The following is an 18693-nucleotide window of genomic DNA, read 5'->3' as shown; positions in this document are numbered from 1 at the left end:
GCGCCGGTGCCCGCCGCGCAGCCGGCCCCCCTGCCACCGGCCCGCCCGGCGTCACCGCCGCCCGCGCCGCCCCGCCCGCCGAAGCAGCGGCGGGTCCGCCCGCAGCCGCCCGCCCCTCCGCCGCAGCCACCGCCCAACCGGCCACCCAAGGGGTACGTCCGCCGCAAGCGGCGACGCTGGCCCTGGGTGCTGCTGCTCAGCCTGGCCTGCTGCTGCGGCTGCCCCGCCTGGTTCGGCAAGCCGGCCTGGGAGCAGTACCCGGCCGACGCCGCGCTGCCCGGTCAGGTGGCCGACCTGACCCTGCGGTCGGACTCCGGCAGCGAGGTCGACAAGCTCAAGGCCGAGGTACGCAAGGCGAACCTGCTCGCCGAGGACGTCTACGCCGGGGTCTACAGCACCTCCGACGGCAAACGGGTGACCGTCTTCGGGGACACCGGTTTCCGGCTCCGGCCGGAGTCCGACGCGGACGACGCGATGGCACGGTTGACGGACACCTTCGGCCTGGGTACGCCCCAACCGGTCGACAGCGGCGTCCGGGGCCGGTACGACCGCTGCGCCACCGGGTCGTCCGACGGCACCGACGTGGTCGTGTGCACCTCGGTGGACCACGGCAGCAGCGCCACCGGCGTGTTCACCCGGCTCTCGGTGGACGACAGCGCCCGACTGCTCGCCACGATGCGCGCCCAGATCGTCACCCCGAAGCAGGGCTGAGCCGGCCGGCTTACCACGCAGGGGCCGGGCCGGTCCCCGGTCATGCCACCCGCGCCGTCGGGCGGGTCAGGTGGTGTTGGTCACGCCGGCCCGTGCCGGTCGGGCGCGGGCGCGGCGGTCAGGCCGGGGCGCTGCCGGCGGTGGGCGTGCCGCCCGAGGTGGGCTCGGCGCGGCGGGGGGCGTACCGGGGGACGTACTCCTGGCCGGTGAGCTTCTGGATCTCGGCCATCAGCTCGTCGGTCATCTCCCGCAGCGAGGTGCGGTCGTCGGAGCGGCCGGTGAAGTCCAGCGGCTTGCCGAACCGGATGATGATCTTCGCCTTGCCGGGGCGGGGGATGCGGGTGCCGATCGGCTGGACCTTGTCGGTGCCGGTCACCCCGACCGGGATCACCGGCACCCCGGCCGCCACCGCGAGCCGGGCGGTGCCGGTCCGTCCCCGGTAGAGCCGCCCGTCGGGCGACCGGGTCCCCTCGGGATAGACGGCGACCAGGTCACCGCCGCGCAGCGCGGGGATGGCCGCGTCGAACGCGGACAGTGCGGCCCGGCCGCCGGCCCGCTCGACCGGGATGGCCCCCAGGCCGGTGAGCACGAACTTGGACAGCGCGCCCCGCGCGCCGGTGCCGGTGAAGTACTCCGACTTGGCCCAGAAGGCGAGGTGCCGGGGGACGACGGTGCCGAGCAGCAACTCGTCGGCGACGGAGAGGTGGTTGCCCGCGAAGATCGCGCCGCCGCTCGCCGGAACGTGCTCCAACCCCTCCACGACCGGGCGGAACGCCAGCCGCATCGCGGGTCCCACGGTGAGCTTGCCGATGGTGTAGAGCAGCGGCACGGGTCCTCCGGCGGTCGTACGGTGAAACAGGCGGTGTCACGGTAGCGGACGGACGCCCGTGAAACCCAACGGGTGCACGCGCGTCCGCCTGCTGGATGGCGCGGCTGGCCGTGGGACCCCGGCCCGGTGGGTCGGGGTCCCACGGGCGACCTCACACCGGGCGGACGGTCACCGTCACCCGCTCGCCGTCGCCGACCTCACCGGTGAAGCCGTCGACGCCGTCGGCGAAGTCCACCGTGTCGGCGAGCACCTCCCGGGCCACGAACCCGGTGTACGCCGACACCGCCGCCCGGACCTGCTCGGAGGCCGCCACCGACACCACGATCCGGTCGGAGATGTCCAGGTCGGCGTCCCGGCGGGCCTGCTGCACGACCCGGACCACGTCCCGGGCCAGCCCCTCGGCGGCCAGTTCCGGGGTGACCTCGGTGTCGAGCACCACCACGCCCTCGCCACCGGGCAGCGGCGCGGAGTGCTCGGCGTCGGCGGCGACCAGGCGCAGCTCGTACTCGCCCTCGGCGAGGGTGACCCCGGCGGCGACCGGGGCGCCGTCGACCAGCTCCCACTCCCCTGCCTTGACCGCCCTGATCACCTGCTGCACCTGCTTGCCGACCCGTGGGCCGAGCGTCCGGGGCACCACCGTCAGCACCTGCTGGCAGTAGCTGGCGACCTCCGCCGAGAACGCCACCTCCTTGACGTTGACCTCGTCGGCGACCAGGTCGGCGAACGGCCGGAGCTGGTCGGCGACCGGCGAGGCCACGGTCAGCTTCGGCAGCGGCAGCCGGACCCGCAGCCCCTTGGCCTTGCGCAGCGACAGCGCCGCCGAGCAGACGTCCCGGGTGGCGTCCATCGCCGCGACCAGGTCGTGGTCGGCGGGCAGATCCTGCGCCGACGGCCAGTCGGTCAGGTGCACCGACCGCTCACCGGTCAGCCCGCGCCAGATCTCCTCGGCGGTCAGCGGGGCCAGCGGCGCCACCACCCGGCAGAGCGTCTCCAGCACCGTCCACAGGGTGTCGAACGCGTCGGCGTCACCCGACCAGAACCGGTCCCGGGAGCGCCGCACGTACCAGTTGGTCAGCGCGTCCAGGTAGGACCGGACGGTGCCGCACGCCCCGGAGATGTCGTACGCGTCCATCTGCGCGCCGACGGTCTCCACCAGTTCCCGGGTCTTGGCCAGCACGTACCGGTCGAGCAGGTGCGTGCTGTCCACCCGCCGCCGGGCGGTGTGCCCGTCGGCGTTGGCGTAGAGCGAGAAGAAGTACCAGACGTTCCACAGCGGCAGCAGCACCTGCCGGACGGCGTCGCGGATCGCCGGTTCGGTGACCGGCATGTCCCCGCCGCGCAGCACCGGCGAGGACATCAGCATCCAGCGCATCGCGTCCGAGCCGTACGCGTCGAAGACGTGGTAGACGTCCGGGTAGTTGCGCAGGCTCTTGGACATCTTGCGCCCGTCGGAGCCGAGCAGGATGCCGTGGCTGAGGCAGTTGCGGAACGCCGGCCTGTCGAACAGCGCGGTGGCCAGCACGTGCATGGTGTAGAACCAGCCCCGGGTCTGCCCGATGTACTCGACGATGAAGTCACCCGGGTAGTGGTGCTCGAACCAGTCCGCGTTCTCGAACGGGTAGTGCACCTGGGCGAACGGCATCGACCCGGACTCGAACCAGCAGTCCAGCACCTCCGGCACCCGACGCATCGTCGAGCGCCCGGTCGGGTCGTCCGGGTTGGGGCGGGTCAGGTCGTCCACCGCCGGCCGGTGCAGGTCGGTCAGGCGTACGCCGAAGTCCCGCTCGATGTCGGCCAGCGAACCGTAGACGTCGACCCGGGGGTAGGTCGGGTCGTCGGACTTCCACACCGGGATCGGCGAGCCCCAGAACCGGTTGCGGCTGATCGACCAGTCCCGGGCGTTGGCCAGCCACTTGCCGAACGAGCCGTCCTTGATGTGGCCGGGCGTCCAGTTGATCTGCTGGTTCAGCTCGACCATCCGGTCCTTGAACCGGGTCACCGCGACGAACCACGACGACACCGCCTTGTAGACCAGCGGGGTGTCGCAGCGCCAGCAGTGCGGGTACGAGTGGGTGTAGGTGTCCTGCCGCAGCACCACCCCCCGCTCCTTCAGCTCCCGGATCACCGGCTTGTTGACGTCGAAGACCTGCTCACCCTGGTACGGCGGGACCAGCGCGGTGAACCGGGTGTGGTCGTCGACGGTGACGATCGTGGGGATGCCGGCGGCGTTGCAGACGTTCTGGTCGTCCTCGCCGAACGCCGGGGCCAGGTGGACGATCCCGGTGCCGTCCTCGGTGGTGACGAAGTCCGCGCCGAGCACCTGGTAGGCGTTCTCCCCGGCCTGCTCGACGAGGAAGTCGAACAGCGGGGTGTAGCGGCGGCCGACCAGGTCCCGCCCGGACACGGTGCCGACCTGCTGGTAGCCCTCCAGCTCCTTGGCGTACGCGCCGAGCCGGGCCGCGCCGACGACGAACCGTTCGCCGTCGCGGTCGAGCACCGCATACTCGATGTCGGGGCCGACGGCGAGCGCCAGGTTCGACGGCAGGGTCCACGGGGTGGTGGTCCACACGCCCAGCTTCACCGGCCCACGCAGCAGCTCCGGGGCGGACTCGTCGCCGGTCAGCCCGAACCACACGGTCAGTGTCGGGTCGTGCCGGTCGCGGTAGACGTCGTCCATCCGGGTCTCGGTGTTCGACAGCGGCGTCTCGCACCGCCAGCAGTACGCCAGCACCCGGAAGCCCTCGTAGACCAGGCCCTTGTCGTGCAGGGTCCGGAAGGCCCACATGACGCTTTCCATGTAGTCCAGGTCGAGGGTCTTGTAGTCGTTGGCGAAGTCGACCCAGCGGGCCTGCCGGGTGACGTACCGCTCCCAGTCCTGGGTGAACTCCAGCACCGAGGACCGGCACGCCTCGTTGAACCGGGCCACCCCCAGGTCGAGGATCTCCGCCTTGCTGGTGATGCCGAGCTGCTTCTCGGCCACCACCTCGGCGGGCAGGCCGTGGCAGTCCCAGCCGAAGCGCCGCTCGACGTGCCGGCCGCGCATGGTCTGGTAGCGCGGCACCACGTCCTTGACGTACCCGGTGAACAGGTGGCCGTAGTGCGGCAGGCCGTTGGCGAACGGCGGGCCGTCGTAGAAGACGTACTCGTTCTTGCCGTCGTCGCCGGCCGGCCGGGCCGTCACCGACGCCTCGAAGGTCTGGTCGGTGCGCCAGTGCTCCAGGACGCGGCGCTCGACGTCGGGCAGGTCCGGGCTCGCCGGGACGCCGGCGGCGGTCGGGTCGTGCAGCGGATAGCCCATCGGGGGTCGGTCTCCTCTGGCAGCTCACTGGTCTCGTGGTCTGCGAGGACGAGCCTGCGCCGGCACGCCGTCGTCGACGCCCCGGGCCGGGCCCGCGGTACCACCCCGCTTGGCGGTCAGGATCGACCGCCCGCTCGTTGGCCGGCTGTGACGGGCCGCCCCGTCCGGTTCTAGTCGGGCCCGCCGGGCCCTTTCTTCCGGAGGCTCACCGGTGATGGCCGGGTCGTCGCCTGTACCGGCAAGGATACTCGACCGCCGCGGGTCGCCGCCGCCGAGTAATGGGTGTGCGGGCGGCCGGGCCGACCCATAGATTCGCCGCCATGGGTGAGCACGCGATCGAGGCGGTGGGGCTGCACCGCAGCTACCGCAGCCGGACCGGCTGGTTACGACCACAGCGTCGGGAGGTGCACGCCGTCGCCGGGGTCGACCTCGCGGTGGGCCACGGTGAGCTGTTCGGCCTGCTCGGCCCGAACGGCGCCGGCAAGACCACCACCATCAAGCTGCTCAACACCCTGCTCGTCCCGACCGGGGGCGCGGCGCGGATCTGCGGCTTCGACGTGGTCCGGCAGACCCGGGAGGTGCGCCGTCGCATCGGGTACGTCTTCGGCGGCGACCGGGGCCTCTACGACCGGCTCTCCGCCCGGGACAACCTGCGCTACTTCGCCGAGTTGTACGGCGTACCGGGCCGGGAGCAGAAGCGCCGGATCGCCGAGCTGTTCGAGCTGGTCCGGTTGACCGGCCGGGAGGACGACCGGGTCGAGGGCTACTCCCGGGGGATGCGCCAGCGGCTGCACATCGCCCGGGGGCTGCTGCACCGGCCCCGGGTGCTGTTCCTCGACGAGCCGTCGATCGGGGTCGACCCGGTGGCGGCCCGGGAGCTGCGGCAGACCGTCGCCGACCTGGCCGCCACCGGCACCACCGTGTTGCTGACCACGCACTACATGGCCGAGGCCGACGAGTTGTGCGGCCGGATCGCGGTGATCGCGGGCGGCCGGATCCGGGCCCTGGGCACCCCCGCCGAGTTGCGCCACCACGCCGACGGCCGGCGGGTGCTGGAGGTGGAGGCGTACGGGGTGACCGACGGGCAGGTGGCGGCCATCCGGGCCCGGCCGGGCGTCCGCGAGGTGAGCCTGGCGGTGCACGGGGCGGCGCAGGTGCTCGGGGTGCAGTCCGACGCGGGGGTGGACGTGCAGGCCGACGTGCTGCGGGAGCTGAGCGGGGTACGGCTGGGCCGGGTGACCGCCCGGCAGCCCACCCTGGAGGACGCGTACGTGGCGATCGTCAACCGGGCGGCGGAGCCGACGCCGCTGGTCGGGCGGGTGCCGGCGTGAGCACCCTGCGGATGATCGCGGTCGGCGCGCTGCTGCACGTCAAGCAGCTCAGCCGTTCCCCGTTCGAGATCGCGATCGCGTTGTTCGTGCCGGTGGTGCAGGCGACCCTGGCGGTCTACCTGTTCCGGGCCGGTGGTGAGCCGGACCGGCTGCTGGAGGCGGCGGTGGGCGCGGGCCTGATGGGGGTCTGGTCGACGGTGCTGTTCGGCTCCGGCGGGGCGATCCAGAACCAGCGCTGGCAGGGCACCCTGGAGATGATCATGCTGGCGCCCCGCCCACCCGCGCTGGTGCTGCTGCCGGTCACCCTGGCCACCGGCGTCACCGGCACGTACGCGATGCTCGCCACGCTGGCCTGGGGCCGCCTGCTGTACGGCATCCCGCTCGACTTCGCCCACCCGGTGGCCTTCCCGGTGGCCGTCGCCGGCTGCATCGCCGGGTTGGGCATGTTCGGCCTGCTGCTGGCGTCCAGCTTCGTGCTGCTGCGGCACGCCAACGCGCTGGCGAACATGCTGGAGTACCCGATCTGGCTGGTCTCCGGGATGCTCGTGCCGGTCACCGCGCTGCCCGGCTGGACCGGGCCGGTCGCCGCCGTGCTGCCGACCACCTGGGGCGCCCGCGCGGTGCACGAGGCCGCGTCGGGCGGGCCGGTCTGGCCGGCGCTGGGTGTCTGCCTGGCGATCAGCCTGGCCTGCCTGGCCGCCGGCTGGGCCCTGATGACGTACGTCGAGCGCCGGGCCCGGGTCACCGCGACCCTGGCCCTGGCCTGAGGGAGGCACCGGTGGGCGCGCTGCTGCGGCTGGTCGGGGTGGGCGGGGTCATCGCCTACCGGGCCCTGTTCAACTGGACCACCCCGTCGATCTTCGTGGGCACCCTGCTGGTGGGGCCGCTGTTCCAGCTCTTCTTCTTCGCCTACCTGGGGCGGGAGTTCGGGGTCGCCGACGACCGGTTCTACGTCGTCGGCAACGCGGTGCTCACCGCCTCGCTGGCCTGCGTCTACGGCGGCACCATGGCGGTGGCCAACGAGCGGCGTTTCGGCACCCTCGGGCACGTGCTGCTCTCCCCGCGCAGCCGCACCGCCATCTTCCTCGGCCGGGTGCTGCCGTACGCCGGCAACGGCATGCTGATCGCGGCGAGCACGCTCACCGTGGCCGCGCTCCTGCTCGGCCTGCGGGTCCCGGCCACCGCCCTGCCCGGCCTGCTGCTGGCCCTGGCCACGGCCTCGCTGGCCTGCGGTTTCTTCGGGCTGACCCTGGGGGCACTGGGGTTGCGCTTCCGGGACGTCTTCCTGATCTCGAACGTGGCGGTGGCGCTGCTGCTGTTGTTCACCGGGGTGAACGTGCCGGCCGACAGCCTGCCGGCGGGCATCCGCGCGGTCGGCGCGGTGCTGCCGATCACCCACGCCGCCGACGCGGCCCGGCGGCTGGCCGGCGGCAGCCCGCTGGGCGACGTCCTGCCGGCGATCGGCCTCGAACTGGCCGTCGGGGTCGGCTACGCCGCGCTGGCCGCCGGACTGTTGACGGTCTTCGAGGCGGAGTCCCGTCGCCGCGCCTCGCTGGACACCTTGTGAGGCGGTGCGGCCGCTCTAGTCGGTGACCTCCAGGTAGCGGTCGAGCATCGCGTCGACCTGCGCCGGCACCTGGAGCTGCACGAAGTGCCCGGAACCCACGGTCTGCCCGATGAACGCCTGCGGGGCGAGTTCGGCCAGCCGGGCGTAGTCGGCGAACGGGGCGTTGCTGCCCACGAAGAGCAGCGGACGGTCCCAGCGGCCCAGTGCGGCCACGTCCCCCTCGGCGGCGATCCAGTCGGCCAGCCCGGCGATCGGCGCGTACGCCACCTCGGTCGACGGCCGGGCGGTGGCCGCCACCACCCGCTCCACCAGGCGCGGGGCGGAGTACGGCGGGAAGTACGACCGGACGATGGACTCCCGGACCGCGCCCGAGGTGTCGTCCCGCAGCGACGCCGCCACCTGGGCGATCGCGGCGGCGGAACCGGGTGGCCCGGCCACCGCCGAGTCGAGCAGCCCCAGCCCGGTGAACCGGTCCCGGTCCCCGGCGGCGGCCTCAAGCGACCAGACCCCGCCCAGGCTGTGTCCGAGCACGAAGACCCGGCGCAGGTCGAGCGCGCCGGCGAAGGCCCGCAGGTGGCCGGCCATCGCGGTGACCCCGTAGCCGTCGGCCGGGGGTGGGCTGGCCCCGTGCCCCGGCATGTCGACGGCGATCACCCGGGCCTGGCGGGTGGCCAGGTGCCGGGCCAGGGGTGCCATGAAGTCGTGGTCGCAGCACCAGCCGTGCACCAGCAGGAAGGTGCCCCGCCGGCCGTGCCCGTACGTCCAGTACCGCATCCCGGCGGCCGTCTGCCCGTCCATCGTCGAACCCTCCCCGGCGTTTTCGCAGGTAGTGGCGTTCTTCCACTTAAGCGCGCCCCGTCGGTTCCGGCACGGCGTATTGTTCCTTTTGGCACGCCTGAACCTTTTTGGGGTGGGCGCAGCGGTGGGACGGGAGCGGACCGTGGACGAGCGGATCGACGAGTTCTTCGCCGCCCTGGTCGCCGACTGCCGGGGCCGGTTGCCCGTCGCCCCCACCGGACTGCTCCGCTTCGACGTCGTCGCCGAGGACGGCGAGGCCGCCACCTGGTACGTCCGGCTCGCCGGCGCGCAGACCCGGGTCACCCGCACCGGCGAACACCCCGACTGCACGGTGGAGGTCCGGCCGGAGGCGTTCGTCCGGCTGCTGGCCGGCCGGGACAACATGGTGTCGATGCTGCTGCGCGGCGACGTCTCGGTCGCCGGCGACCTGGCGCTGCTGTTCACCTTCCGACGGCTGCTGCCGGGCACCGCCGACAGCGTCGGCACCGAACCCGCCGCCGAACTGGTCCCCCACACCGCCCCCGGCGTCGTCGGGCTGCACGAGGTCACCAGCGTCTTCGCCGGCAACATGTTCATGATCAGCGAGAAGAACGGGGACGTGCTGGCCACGCCGACCTCCCCGCTCGGGCTCTTCTCCTTCGACACCCGGTTCCTGTCCACCTGGCGGCTGACCATCAACACCGAATCCCTCTCGGTGCTCTCCGTCGACGACGTCGCCACCTACGAGGCGAAGTTCGGGCTGGTCCCCGGGGAACCCACGCACTACGTCAACGCCACCACCTCCGTGCTGCGGCACCGTTGGGTCGGTCCGGAGTACGAGGAAGAGATCACCCTGTTCAACTTCGCGCCGGAACCGGTGCGCTACGTCGTCCGGCTCGACGCGGGCGCGGACTTCGCCGAGGTGCTGGAGGTCCGCGACGGCTTCAAGCGGGCCCGGCCGGTCACCGCCACCATCGCCGACGACGCGCTACGGCTGCACTACAAGCGGGCCGGCCTGCACCGGGAGACGGTGATCACCGCCAGCACACCGGCCACGCTCGACGAGCACGGCCTGACCTGGACGTTCACCGTCGAACCCCACGGCACCTGGTCCACCCGGCTGCGGGTGCTGGCCCTCCTGCGCGACCTGCACCGCCGTGACCTGCGGGAACGACTGACCAGCTCGGTGGGCCGCAGCCAGCACCAGCGGGGCCGGGACATCACCGCCCGCACCGCCGGGGTGCCCCGGCTGCGCGCCGACCACAAACCCCTCCAGCAGGCGTACGAGTACGGCGTCCGGGACCTGGCCGCGCTGCACTACCCCGGGCTGAACTTCGAGACCGCGCTGCCCGCCACCGGGCTGCCCTGGTCGATGGCGCTGCTCGGCCGGGAAAGCCTGATCAGCAGCTTCCAGGCGCTGCCCTTCATGCCCGAACGGGCGGTCAACACGCTGCGCATCCTGGCGCTGAGCCAGGGCGTCCGGCACGACCCGTTCCGCGGCGAACAACCCGGCAAGATCGTCCAGGAGAGCCGGTACGGCGACTCCGGCGCGTTCAACGACACCCCGGAGTCGGCCAGCTTCAGCGCGGCCGACACCACCGCCGCCTTCGTCATCCTGCTCGACGAGTACGAACGCTGGACCGGCGACGCGGAACTGGTACGCCGGTTCGAGTTCGAGATCCGGGCCGCCATCGGCTGGCTCGACCACGACGCGGACCGGGCCGGCAGCGGCTACGTCTGGTCCACCCAGCGCCCGACCCGCACCGGGCCGCAGAACGAGAGCTGGCGCAACTCCGCCGACGCGATCTGCTTCGACGACGGCCGCCCACCCACCTATCCCCTGGCGATCTGCGAGATCCAGGGGTACGCCTTCGAGGCCCGCCGCCGGGCCGCCCGGATGGCCCGCCGGTTCTGGGACGATCCCGCCTGGGCCGACCGGCTCGAACGCGACGCCGCCCGGCTGCGGGAGCGGTTCGACCGGGACTTCTGGCTGCCCGACCGGGGCCACTACGCGGTGGCGGTGCAGTTCGACGGCGTCCCGCTGGACTCCCTCACGTCCAACATGGGGCAGTTGCTGTGCACCGGCATCGTCGCCCCGCACCGCGCCGAGCAGATGGTGGCGCACCTGATGTCCCCGGCGCTGTACTCCGGCTGGGGCATCCGCACCCTGGCCAGCACGGCGGCCGACTACAACCCGCTGGGCCACCACACCGGCGCGGTCTGGCCCTGGGAGAACTCGCTGATCGCCTGGGGGCTGCGCCGGGCCGGGTTCCGGGCGCAGGCCGCCCGGGTCGCCACCGGGCTGCTCGACGCCGCCCGGCACTTCCAGGGCCGGCTGCCGGCGTACATCACCGGCTACGACCGGGCCACCACCCACGTCCCCGTCCCGCACGGGTTCACCGACAGCCCGTACGCGCCGTCGGCCGGAGCGCCCCTGATGCTGCTGCGCGCGCTGCTCGGGCTCGAACCGTACGAGGACCATCTCGCCGTCGACGCCGCGGTCCCCGAGGACCTGGGCCAGATCGAACTGCTCGACATCAAGGGCCGCTGGGGGTACGCCGACGCGCTCGGCCGGGGCCGCCCGTTCCGCGACCGCCCCGTCCCCTAGCGTCCCCCGCGTCCCACGGCCCGGGTGGGCCCGCCGGCGCCCGCCCGGGTCAGCGCGGGCTCAGCCCAGGGTGGGGAACCACAGGGTGATCTCGCGCTTGGCGCTGTCGGTGGAGTCCGAGGCGTGCACCAGGTTCTCCCGGTTCGACAGCGACAGGTCGCCCCGGATCGTGCCGGCGGCGGCCTTCCGCCCGTCGGTGCTGCCGATCATCGCCCGGACCACCTCGATCACCTGGTCGCCGGAGAGCACCAGCGACACCAGCGGCCCACTGGTCATGAACTTCTTCAGCGGCGGGTAGAACGGCTTGTCCACGTGCTCGGCGTAGTGCTGGTCGGCGAACCCGCCGTCCAGCGTCCGGATCTCCAGCGCGTCGATCCGCAGGCCCTTGCGCTCGAAGCGGGAGATGATCTCGCCGACCAGGCCACGGCGCACCGCGTCGGGCTTGATCAGTACGAGGGTGCGCTCATCCGGGCTGCTGCTGGACACGCTGGGTTCCTCCTGTGCGCACAAGGCGGTTCGGCTGGGTACGGTCAGCCTAGCGACCCGGTCCCGGCACCGGCGCGGCGGCTGCTCTTTCCCTCGGTCGCCGCGCGGCCTAGCCTGGCTCTGACCCCTGGGAGGTCCACTGTGGCGAATGGCGGGAACCGCACCATCGCGCCGGTACGCAAGCTGATCGCCGCGGTGCTCGGCACCGTGGCGGCCTTCGTCGTCCTGTTCGGGCTGGGCATGACCAGCTGGGCCATCGTCGCGCTGGGCGTGGCGCTGGTCGTGCTCGCCGTCGCCCTGGGCACCGTGCGCGGCGGCGGACGCACCTGGGTGGTCGGCGTCGGTCACGTGCACAGCGCCTCCGAGCCCCCCACCCAGTACGCCTTCGGCCGGTGCGAACTCCAGTTGGTGATCGACGCGCCGGGCCTGCCGCCCCGGTCCAAGAAGATCATCGAGCCCCGGGTGCCGGTGGCGAAGTGGCCGTCGCTCGGGCAGACCCTGCCGATCCGGGTGGCCCTGGACGACCAGCGGCACGTCCGCGTCCTCTGGGACGAGGTGCCGACCCACACCGAGGCCGCCGCGGGCGTGACCGACCTGCCCCCGGAGTACGCCGACGCCGAGCCGCTCGACGACCTGCTGATCCAGCAGGAGGCCCCGCCGTGGGCGGGCCGGACGGCCGACGACGACTTCCACGACGAGTTCCGGGACGACCTGCGTGACCCGCCGCCCGCCGACCCGGTCCGGTCCGACCCGCTGCGCCCGGAGCCGCCGCACCCGGACCCGGTCCGGGCCGAGCCGCTGCGCGACGACGTGGAGGTGCTGACCGACGAGCGGGAGCCGGTGGTGGTGCACCAGCGGCCGGGCGGCCCGGTGGTGCTGGAGGGCACCCTGGTCGAGCAGCCGACGACCGGCCAACTCCCCCGCCGGGCCACCGCCCCCACGGCCACCACCCCCACGGCCGCCGCCGGCACCGCCTCGACGGCCGCCGCCGCTGCGCCCACGGCCGCGCCCGCCCCCCGGCCGCCCGCCGAGGAACGGTTCGACGCGCCGATCCTCGACCCGGTCGACGTCCCGCTGGACGCGCCCACCACCGGCGACGGCCGGCTCGACCCCGACCTGGACGAGGCGATCTTCGGGTACGACCCGGCCGCCGCGACCGCCGGGGGCGACGATGCGGCCGGCCCGATCAGCGGCGTCGGGCTGACCCTGCTGGTCACCGACCTGTCCCGCTCCCTGGACTTCTACCGGGACCTCGGCTTCGAGGAGTTCGACCGGGGCTCCGGCAACGCGGTGCTCGCCTCCGGGCAGACCCGGCTGGTGCTGCGCGAGGTGACCGGGGCCGCCCCGATCAGCCGCCGGCTGGTCCACGTCAACCTGGAGGTCGACGACATCGAGGCGGCGTACCGGCGGCTCAAGGACACCGGTGTCCGGTTCACCTACGCGCCCCGGGTGGTCAACCGGGGCACCAAGCTGGAGGTGTGGGCCGCCGCATTCCGGGACCCGGACGGGCACGGCATCGCGCTGACCCAGTGGCGGGAACGCGCCGAGGCGTGACCCGGCTCAGCCGAGGATGACCCGCCGCACGTGCAACGCGTACGCCCAGACCAGGGCGAAGATGACCCCGAGCCCGAACAGCGACCAGTGCAGCAGGCCGGCGAGCAGCAGCAGCCCCTGGAGCACGGTGCCCGCCGACCAGGCCCACGGGCGGCGCATCAGGCCGGCCAGCAGCACCGCCGCCACGGCCAGCGCCACGGTGGCCGCGATCGCCGCCCCACCGAAGTGCCCCCCGACCAGCCGGATCGGCTGGATCGCCAGCAGCAGCACCAACGCCTCCAGGCCGAGCGTCCCGGCCCCGAGGCCCCGGACGGCCGCCTCGGGGTTGCGCAGTCCGGAACGCCGCCCGGCCGAGCCGCCGCCCTCGACCGGGCCGGCGTCCTGCGCCGGTCCCGTGTCCTGCGCCGGGGCGGTGCGGTCGGGCACTCCGGTGCTCCCGGCCAGTTCCGGGTGGTCGGCAGGGCGGCGGTCTGCGTCCGGCCGGTCCGGGGTCGGGCCGGTCATCGCTTCAGCAGCCGTCGGGCGTCGGCCACCGTCACCACCGAGCCGGTGACCAGCACCCCCACCCCGGCCAGCTCCCCCGGGACGTCGTACTCGGCCTCGGCGACGGCCGCCTCGATGGCGTCCGGCATCGCGGCGGCCACCTGCACCCGGTCCGGGCCGAAGACCTCCCGGGCCAGCTCGGCCAACTCGTCGGCGGGCATCGCCCGGGGCGAGCTGTTGCGGGTGACGACGAGCGAGTCGAGCACCGGCTCCAGCAGCTCCAGCAGCCCGGCCGCGTCCTTGTCGCCGAGCACGGCGAGCACCCCGACCAGCTTGCTGAACGCGAACTCCTCCTGGAGCGCGGTGACCGTGGCGGCCATCCCGTGCGGGTTGTGCGCCCCGTCCAGCAGCACCGTCGGGGCGTTGCGCACCTTCTCCAGCCGGCCCGGGGAGCTGGTCGCGGCGAACCCCTCCCGGACGGCCTCGACGTCGAGCTGCCGCTTGGCCCCGGCCCCGAGGAACGCCTCGACGGCGGCCAGCGCCACCGCCGCGTTCTGTGCCTGGTGTGCACCGTGCAGCGGGAGGAACACCTCGTCGTACACCCCGCCGAGGCCCTGGAGGGTCAACACCTGGCCGCCGACGGCGACCGCCCGGCGCAGCACCCCGAATTCCGCGCCCTCACGGGCGACCGTGGCGCCGACCTCGGCGCACCGTTCCAGGATCGGCCGGGCCGCCTCCTCCTCCTGGGCGGCGGCGATCACCGTCGCGCCGGAGTGGATGATGCCGGCCTTGTGCAGGGCGATGTCCTCCAGGGTGTCGCCGAGCCACTCGGTGTGGTCCAGCCCGATCGGGGTGAGCACCGCCACCCCGGCCTGGAGCACGTTGGTGGAGTCCTCGGCCCCGCCCAGCCCCACCTCCACCACGGCCACGTCGACCGGCGCGTCGGCGAACGTGGCGAACGCCAACGCGGTGGTCAGGTCGAAGTAGGTCAGCGGCTCGGCCGACCGCTGGTCGACCAGGTCGGCCAGCGGCTTCACCTCGCGGTAGGTGGCGACGAAACGTTGCTCGTCGACCGGTTCCCCGTCCAGGCTGATCCGCTCCCGGACGGTCTCCAGGTGCGGGCTGGTGTAGCGGCCGGTGTGCAGGCCGAAGGCCCGCAGCAGCGAGTCGATCATCCGGGCCGTGGACGTCTTGCCGTTCGTCCCGGTCAGGTGGATCGACGGGTACGCCCGCTGCGGGCTGCCGAGCAGGTCGAGCAGCGACTCGATGCGGTCCAGCGCGAAGTGCATCCGGGTGAACCCGCGCGCCGCCAACTCCGCGTCGACGGCGGCGAACTCACCGCGACCCACGCCGGACCGGCTGGGCTGATCGGTACGGTCGGTCACGACGGAAGCGCCTCCAGAGCGGCGTCGATGCGGACCAGGTCGGCCTCGGCCACCGCCAACCGGTCGCGGATCTTGGCGACCACCGGCTCGGGCGCCTTCCCGACGAACGCCGGGTTGTCGAGCTTCGCGCGGGCCTGCGCGACCTCCTTCTCGGCACTCGCCCGGTCCTTGGTGAGCCGGGCCCGCTCGGCGGCCACATCGATCGACCCCCGGGTGTCCAGCGCCACGCTGACCTCGCCGGGCATGGCGAGGGTGGCGCTGGCCTGGAAGTCGTCGGCCGGGGCGTCCAGCCGGGCCAGCGAACGGATCAGCGGCTCGTGCGCCGCGATGTCCGCGCCGGCCAGCCCGTTCAGCCGGGCGGCCACCCGCTGGGTGGGTCGCAGCCCCTGGTCGGAGCGGAACCGCCGGATCTCGGTCACCACCCGCTGGACGGTGCCGACCTCGCGCTCCGCGGCGTCGTCCACCAGCGTACGGTCGGCGACCGGCCAGGCCGCCGTCATCACCGTCTCGCCCCCGGTCAGCGCCGTCCACAGCTCCTCGGTGACGAACGGGACCACCGGGTGCAGCAGCCGCAGCAGCTGGTCCAGCACGTGCCCGAGCACCCGGCGGGTGGCGTCGGCGGCCGGCCCGCCGGCGGCGAGCACCGGCTTGCCCAGCTCCACGTACCAGTCGCAGACGTCGTCCCAGGCGAAGTGGTAGAGCAGGTCGCACACCTTCGCGAACTCGTACGCCTCGAACTGCTCGTCCACCTCGGCGGTGACGTGCGCCAGCCGGGACAGGATCCACCTGTCGACGGTCGAGAGCCGGTCGGCCGCCGGCAGCGGACCCTCGGTGTGCGCGCCGTTGAGCAGCGCGAACCGGGTGGCGTTCCACAGCTTGTTGCAGAAGTTGCGGGAGCCCTGGCACCACTCCTCGCTGACCGGCACGTCCCCGCCCGGGTTCGCGCCCCGGGCCAGGGTGAACCGGGTCGCGTCGGCACCGTAACGCTCGACCCAGTCCAGCGGGTCGACCACGTTGCCGAACGACTTCGACATCTTCTTGCCGTACTGGTCGCGGACCATGCCGTGCAGGGCGACCGTGTCGAACGGCTGCCGGCCGTCCATCGCGTACAGGCCGAACATCATCATCCGGGCGACCCAGAAGAAGAGGATGTCGTAGCCGGTGACCAGCACGCTCGTCGGGTAGAACTTGGCCAGGTCCGGGGTCTGTTCCGGCCAGCCGAGGGTGGAGAACGGCCACAGGCCGCTGGAGAACCAGGTGTCCAGGACGTCCTCGTCCTGGACCCAGCCGTCGCCGGTGGGGGGCGTCTCGTCCGGGCCGACGCAGACGATCTCGCCCGCCGGGCCGTACCAGACCGGGATGCGGTGCCCCCACCACAGCTGCCGGGAGATGCACCAGTCGTGCATGTTGTCGACCCAGGCGAAGTAGCGCTTTGCCAACTCGGCCGGCTCGATCTTCACCCGGCCGTCGCGCACCGCGTCGCCGGCCGCCTTCGCCAGCGGGGCGGTGTTGACGAACCACTGCAACGACAGCCGCGGCTCGACCGTGGTACGGCACCGCGAGCAGTGCCCCACCGCGTGCACGTACGGCCGCTTCTCGGCCACGACCCGGCCCTGCTCGCGCAGCGCCGCCACGATCGCCGGGCGGGCCTCGTACCGGTCCAGGCCCTGGAACGGGCCGGGCGCGGTGATGACGCCCCGCTCGTCCATGATCGTCAGGGCGGGCAGGTCGTGCCGCTGGCCGATCTCGAAGTCGTTGGGGTCGTGCGCCGGAGTGACCTTGACCATGCCGGTGCCGAACGCCGGGTCGACGTGCTCGTCGGCGACGATCGGGATACGCCGGCCGGTCAACGGCACCTCGACCTCGGTGCCGATCAGGTGCCGGTAGCGCTCGTCGTCGGGGTGCACGGCCACGGCGGTGTCCCCGAGCATGGTCTCGGCCCGGGTGGTGGCGACGACCACGTCGTCGCTGTACCGGATCGAGACCAGCTCACCCTCGTCGTCGGTGTGCTCCACCTCGATGTCCGACAGGGCGGTCAGGCAGCGCGGACACCAGTTGATGATCCGGTTGGCCCGGTAGATCAGGCCGTCGTCGTAGAGCTTCTTGAACATGGTCTGCACGGCCCGGGACAGGCCCTCGTCCATGGTGAAGCGTTCCCGGTCCCAGTCGACCGAGTCGCCGAGCCGGCGCATCTGGCCGAGGATCGCGCCGCCGGACTCGGCCTTCCACTGCCAGACCCGCTCGACGAACGTCTCCCGACCGAGGTCGTGCCGGGACAGCCCCTCACCCGCGAGCTGCCGCTCCACCACGTTCTGGGTGGCGATGCCGGCGTGGTCCGTGCCGGGCAGCCAGAGCGCCTCGTACCCCTGCATCCGCTTGCGGCGCACCAGCGAGTCCTGGACGGTGTGGTCCAGGGCGTGGCCCATGTGCAGCACACCGGTGACGTTCGGTGGGGGGATCACGATGGTGAACGGGGGCTTGTCACTCTGCGCCGACGCCCGGAAGTGGCCGGCGGCTACCCACTGCTCGTACCGTCGCTGCTCTACCTCGCCGGGCTGGTACTGGCCGGCAAGGGTCGGGGCGTCGGGGCGTCGGGCATCCAGTCTCTCGGTCACCCGGAAAGTCTACGGAGCGCTTCGGCGGACCCGACGTGCGCCACCTGTCATTCGCGTACGGTGGCGAACATGTCCGACGCACATCTCACCGAGCGTCAGCTCATCGAGGGTCCCGAACCGGTCGAGCTGACCGACGAGCCGATCCGGTTGAGCACCCACGACCCGGAGCAGAACCCGCAGGGGCGGGGTCCGGTGTCCCGACGCCGGCGGATCGCGCTGACCGTCGCTCTCGTGGTCGGCCTCGTCGGCGCCGCCGCGCTCGGCACCGCGGGCTGGCGCATCGCACAGGAGAAGGACGTCCGGCTGGACGCGCCCGGCCACCTCGCCGGTCTCACCCGCGACGACTCCGACCGGGCCCGCAGCACCGCCGACTACCTGCGTAGCGGATTCGCCGCCGACATCGACCTGGACCGCAGCATCGGTACGGTCTACCGCGACCCGGCCGACGAGAAGCGGGTCGTGCTGTTCTTCGGTGGCACCACCCTGCTCTGGCAGCCGGAACGCGACCTGGACAGCCTGTTCCGGTTGATGGCCGACGAGACCGGCCGGGTGACCGACGTCCGTACGGTCCCCGCCGGCAAGTACGGCGGCGTGATGAAGTGCGGTCGGACCAGCGGCGACGGCGGCGACTTCGCGATCTGCGGCTGGGCCGACCACGGCAGCGTGGCGATGGGCATGTTCGCCAACCGTTCCGTCGACGAGTCGGCCGGCCTCTTCCGCCAGCTCCGCGAAGGCATCCAGACCCGGGACTGACCCCCGTCGGCCTCGCTGAGCGTGCCATATCGGCGATGTTGCGCTGTCCCCGCCGACGGATCACCGCCATATCACCACCCGAGCGGCTTCCTGCGGTGGCTATCCCGGGAACAGTTCCGGGATGTGTGGGTGGGTATAGCAGTTGAGGCCGACCCCCTTAGGGGGTCGGCCTCGACTGGAAAGGTTGTCCGGCGGTGTCCTACTCTCCCACACCCTCCCGAGTGCAGTACCATCGGCGCTGGAGGGCTTAGCTTCCGGGTTCGGAATGTGACCGGGCGTTTCCCCTCCGCCATGAC

The 18693-nt window shown here is 73.0% G+C and carries 13 protein-coding genes, 1 rRNA gene and 1 pseudogene; 7 read left to right on the top strand and 8 right to left on the bottom strand.

All coding sequences use genetic code 11. The features are described from left to right. Positions 1 to 711 (top strand): annotated as a pseudogene (locus H1A17_RS29405) (hypothetical protein); the annotation flags it as partial. Positions 712 to 829: 118 nt separating this feature from the next. On the opposite strand, the gene H1A17_RS29400 reads toward H1A17_RS29405, so the two are convergent. Continuing rightward, a complete protein-coding gene (locus tag H1A17_RS29400) occupies positions 830 to 1540 on the bottom strand; it encodes a 1-acyl-sn-glycerol-3-phosphate acyltransferase (protein WP_145921312.1) in 711 nt (236 codons plus the stop codon). Positions 1541 to 1691: 151 nt separating this feature from the next. Then, positions 1692 to 4838 carry an isoleucine--tRNA ligase gene (gene ileS, locus H1A17_RS29395; RefSeq protein WP_194823417.1) on the bottom strand — a complete coding sequence of 1049 codons (3147 nt, stop codon included), beginning with the start codon at positions 4836 to 4838 and terminating at the stop codon, positions 1692 to 1694. Between the two features lie 320 nt (positions 4839 to 5158). Here ileS and H1A17_RS29390 point away from each other — a divergent pair, with 320 nt between their 5' ends. From H1A17_RS29390 to H1A17_RS29380, 3 genes are read left to right on the top strand one after another with little or no spacing between them, the layout of a single operon-like run. After that, complete coding sequence (locus tag H1A17_RS29390) at positions 5159 to 6169, top strand: ABC transporter ATP-binding protein (protein ID WP_145921314.1); 1011 nt, start codon at positions 5159 to 5161, stop codon at positions 6167 to 6169. Continuing rightward, a complete protein-coding gene (locus H1A17_RS29385) occupies positions 6166 to 6936 on the top strand; it encodes an ABC transporter permease (RefSeq protein ID WP_240762353.1) in 771 nt (256 codons plus the stop codon). Before H1A17_RS29390 ends, H1A17_RS29385 begins: the two co-directional genes overlap by 4 nt. Positions 6937 to 6947: 11 nt before the next feature. Further along, positions 6948 to 7736, top strand: a complete 789-nt coding sequence (locus H1A17_RS29380) for an ABC transporter permease (RefSeq protein WP_240762355.1) — start codon at positions 6948 to 6950, stop codon at positions 7734 to 7736. 15 nt (positions 7737 to 7751) lie between these two features. Here the strand turns inward: H1A17_RS29380 and H1A17_RS29375 are convergent, their stop codons facing one another. Beyond that, on the bottom strand, positions 7752 to 8534 hold the full coding sequence (locus H1A17_RS29375; RefSeq protein WP_194823416.1) for an alpha/beta fold hydrolase: 783 nt from the start codon (positions 8532 to 8534) through the stop codon (positions 7752 to 7754). Positions 8535 to 8676: 142 nt separating this feature from the next. Here H1A17_RS29375 and H1A17_RS29370 point away from each other — a divergent pair, with 142 nt between their 5' ends. After that, on the top strand, positions 8677 to 11121 hold the full coding sequence (locus H1A17_RS29370) for a glycogen debranching N-terminal domain-containing protein (protein ID WP_168222551.1): 2445 nt from the start codon (positions 8677 to 8679) through the stop codon (positions 11119 to 11121). Positions 11122 to 11181: 60 nt separating this feature from the next. On the opposite strand, the gene ndk is transcribed toward H1A17_RS29370, so the two are convergent. Next, positions 11182 to 11607 (bottom strand): nucleoside-diphosphate kinase, encoded by a 426-nt coding sequence (ndk, locus tag H1A17_RS29365; protein ID WP_145921317.1) that lies wholly within the window; start codon positions 11605 to 11607, stop codon positions 11182 to 11184. A 141-nt stretch (positions 11608 to 11748) separates the two neighbouring features. Between ndk and H1A17_RS29360 the strand changes: the two genes are divergently transcribed. Further along, entirely contained in the window at positions 11749 to 13161 is a 1413-nt protein-coding gene (locus tag H1A17_RS29360) for a VOC family protein (protein WP_194823415.1), read from the top strand. 6 nt (positions 13162 to 13167) lie between these two features. Here H1A17_RS29360 and H1A17_RS29355 read toward each other — a convergent pair whose 3' ends face one another. The 3 genes from H1A17_RS29355 to H1A17_RS29345 form a co-directional block, all read right to left on the bottom strand. Further along, positions 13168 to 13665: a DUF4233 domain-containing protein gene (locus H1A17_RS29355; protein ID WP_145921319.1), complete on the bottom strand. Its 498-nt coding sequence runs from the start codon at positions 13663 to 13665 to the stop codon at positions 13168 to 13170. Beyond that, entirely contained in the window at positions 13662 to 14933 is a 1272-nt protein-coding gene (locus tag H1A17_RS29350) for a folylpolyglutamate synthase/dihydrofolate synthase family protein (protein ID WP_228544452.1), read from the bottom strand. The genes H1A17_RS29355 and H1A17_RS29350 overlap by 4 nt, the downstream gene beginning before the upstream one ends. A gap of 92 nt (positions 14934 to 15025) precedes the next feature. Then, positions 15026 to 17644, bottom strand: coding sequence for a valine--tRNA ligase (locus H1A17_RS29345; protein ID WP_145921320.1), 2619 nt, complete (start codon positions 17642 to 17644; stop codon positions 15026 to 15028). A gap of 69 nt (positions 17645 to 17713) precedes the next feature. Between H1A17_RS29345 and H1A17_RS29340 the strand changes: the two genes are divergently transcribed. Then, on the top strand, positions 17714 to 18397 hold the full coding sequence (locus H1A17_RS29340) for a hypothetical protein (RefSeq protein ID WP_194823414.1): 684 nt from the start codon (positions 17714 to 17716) through the stop codon (positions 18395 to 18397). A gap of 186 nt (positions 18398 to 18583) precedes the next feature. On the opposite strand, the gene rrf is transcribed toward H1A17_RS29340, so the two are convergent. Beyond that, positions 18584 to 18693 (bottom strand): 5S ribosomal RNA (rrf, locus tag H1A17_RS29335); the annotation flags it as partial.

Origin of the sequence: Micromonospora sp. S-DT3-3-22 (assembly GCF_015354745.1) — a bacterium.
In the GTDB taxonomy this organism is placed as follows: domain Bacteria; phylum Actinomycetota; class Actinomycetes; order Mycobacteriales; family Micromonosporaceae; genus Micromonospora; species Micromonospora wenchangensis.
This window is presented reverse-complemented; position numbering and strand designations above follow the sequence as displayed.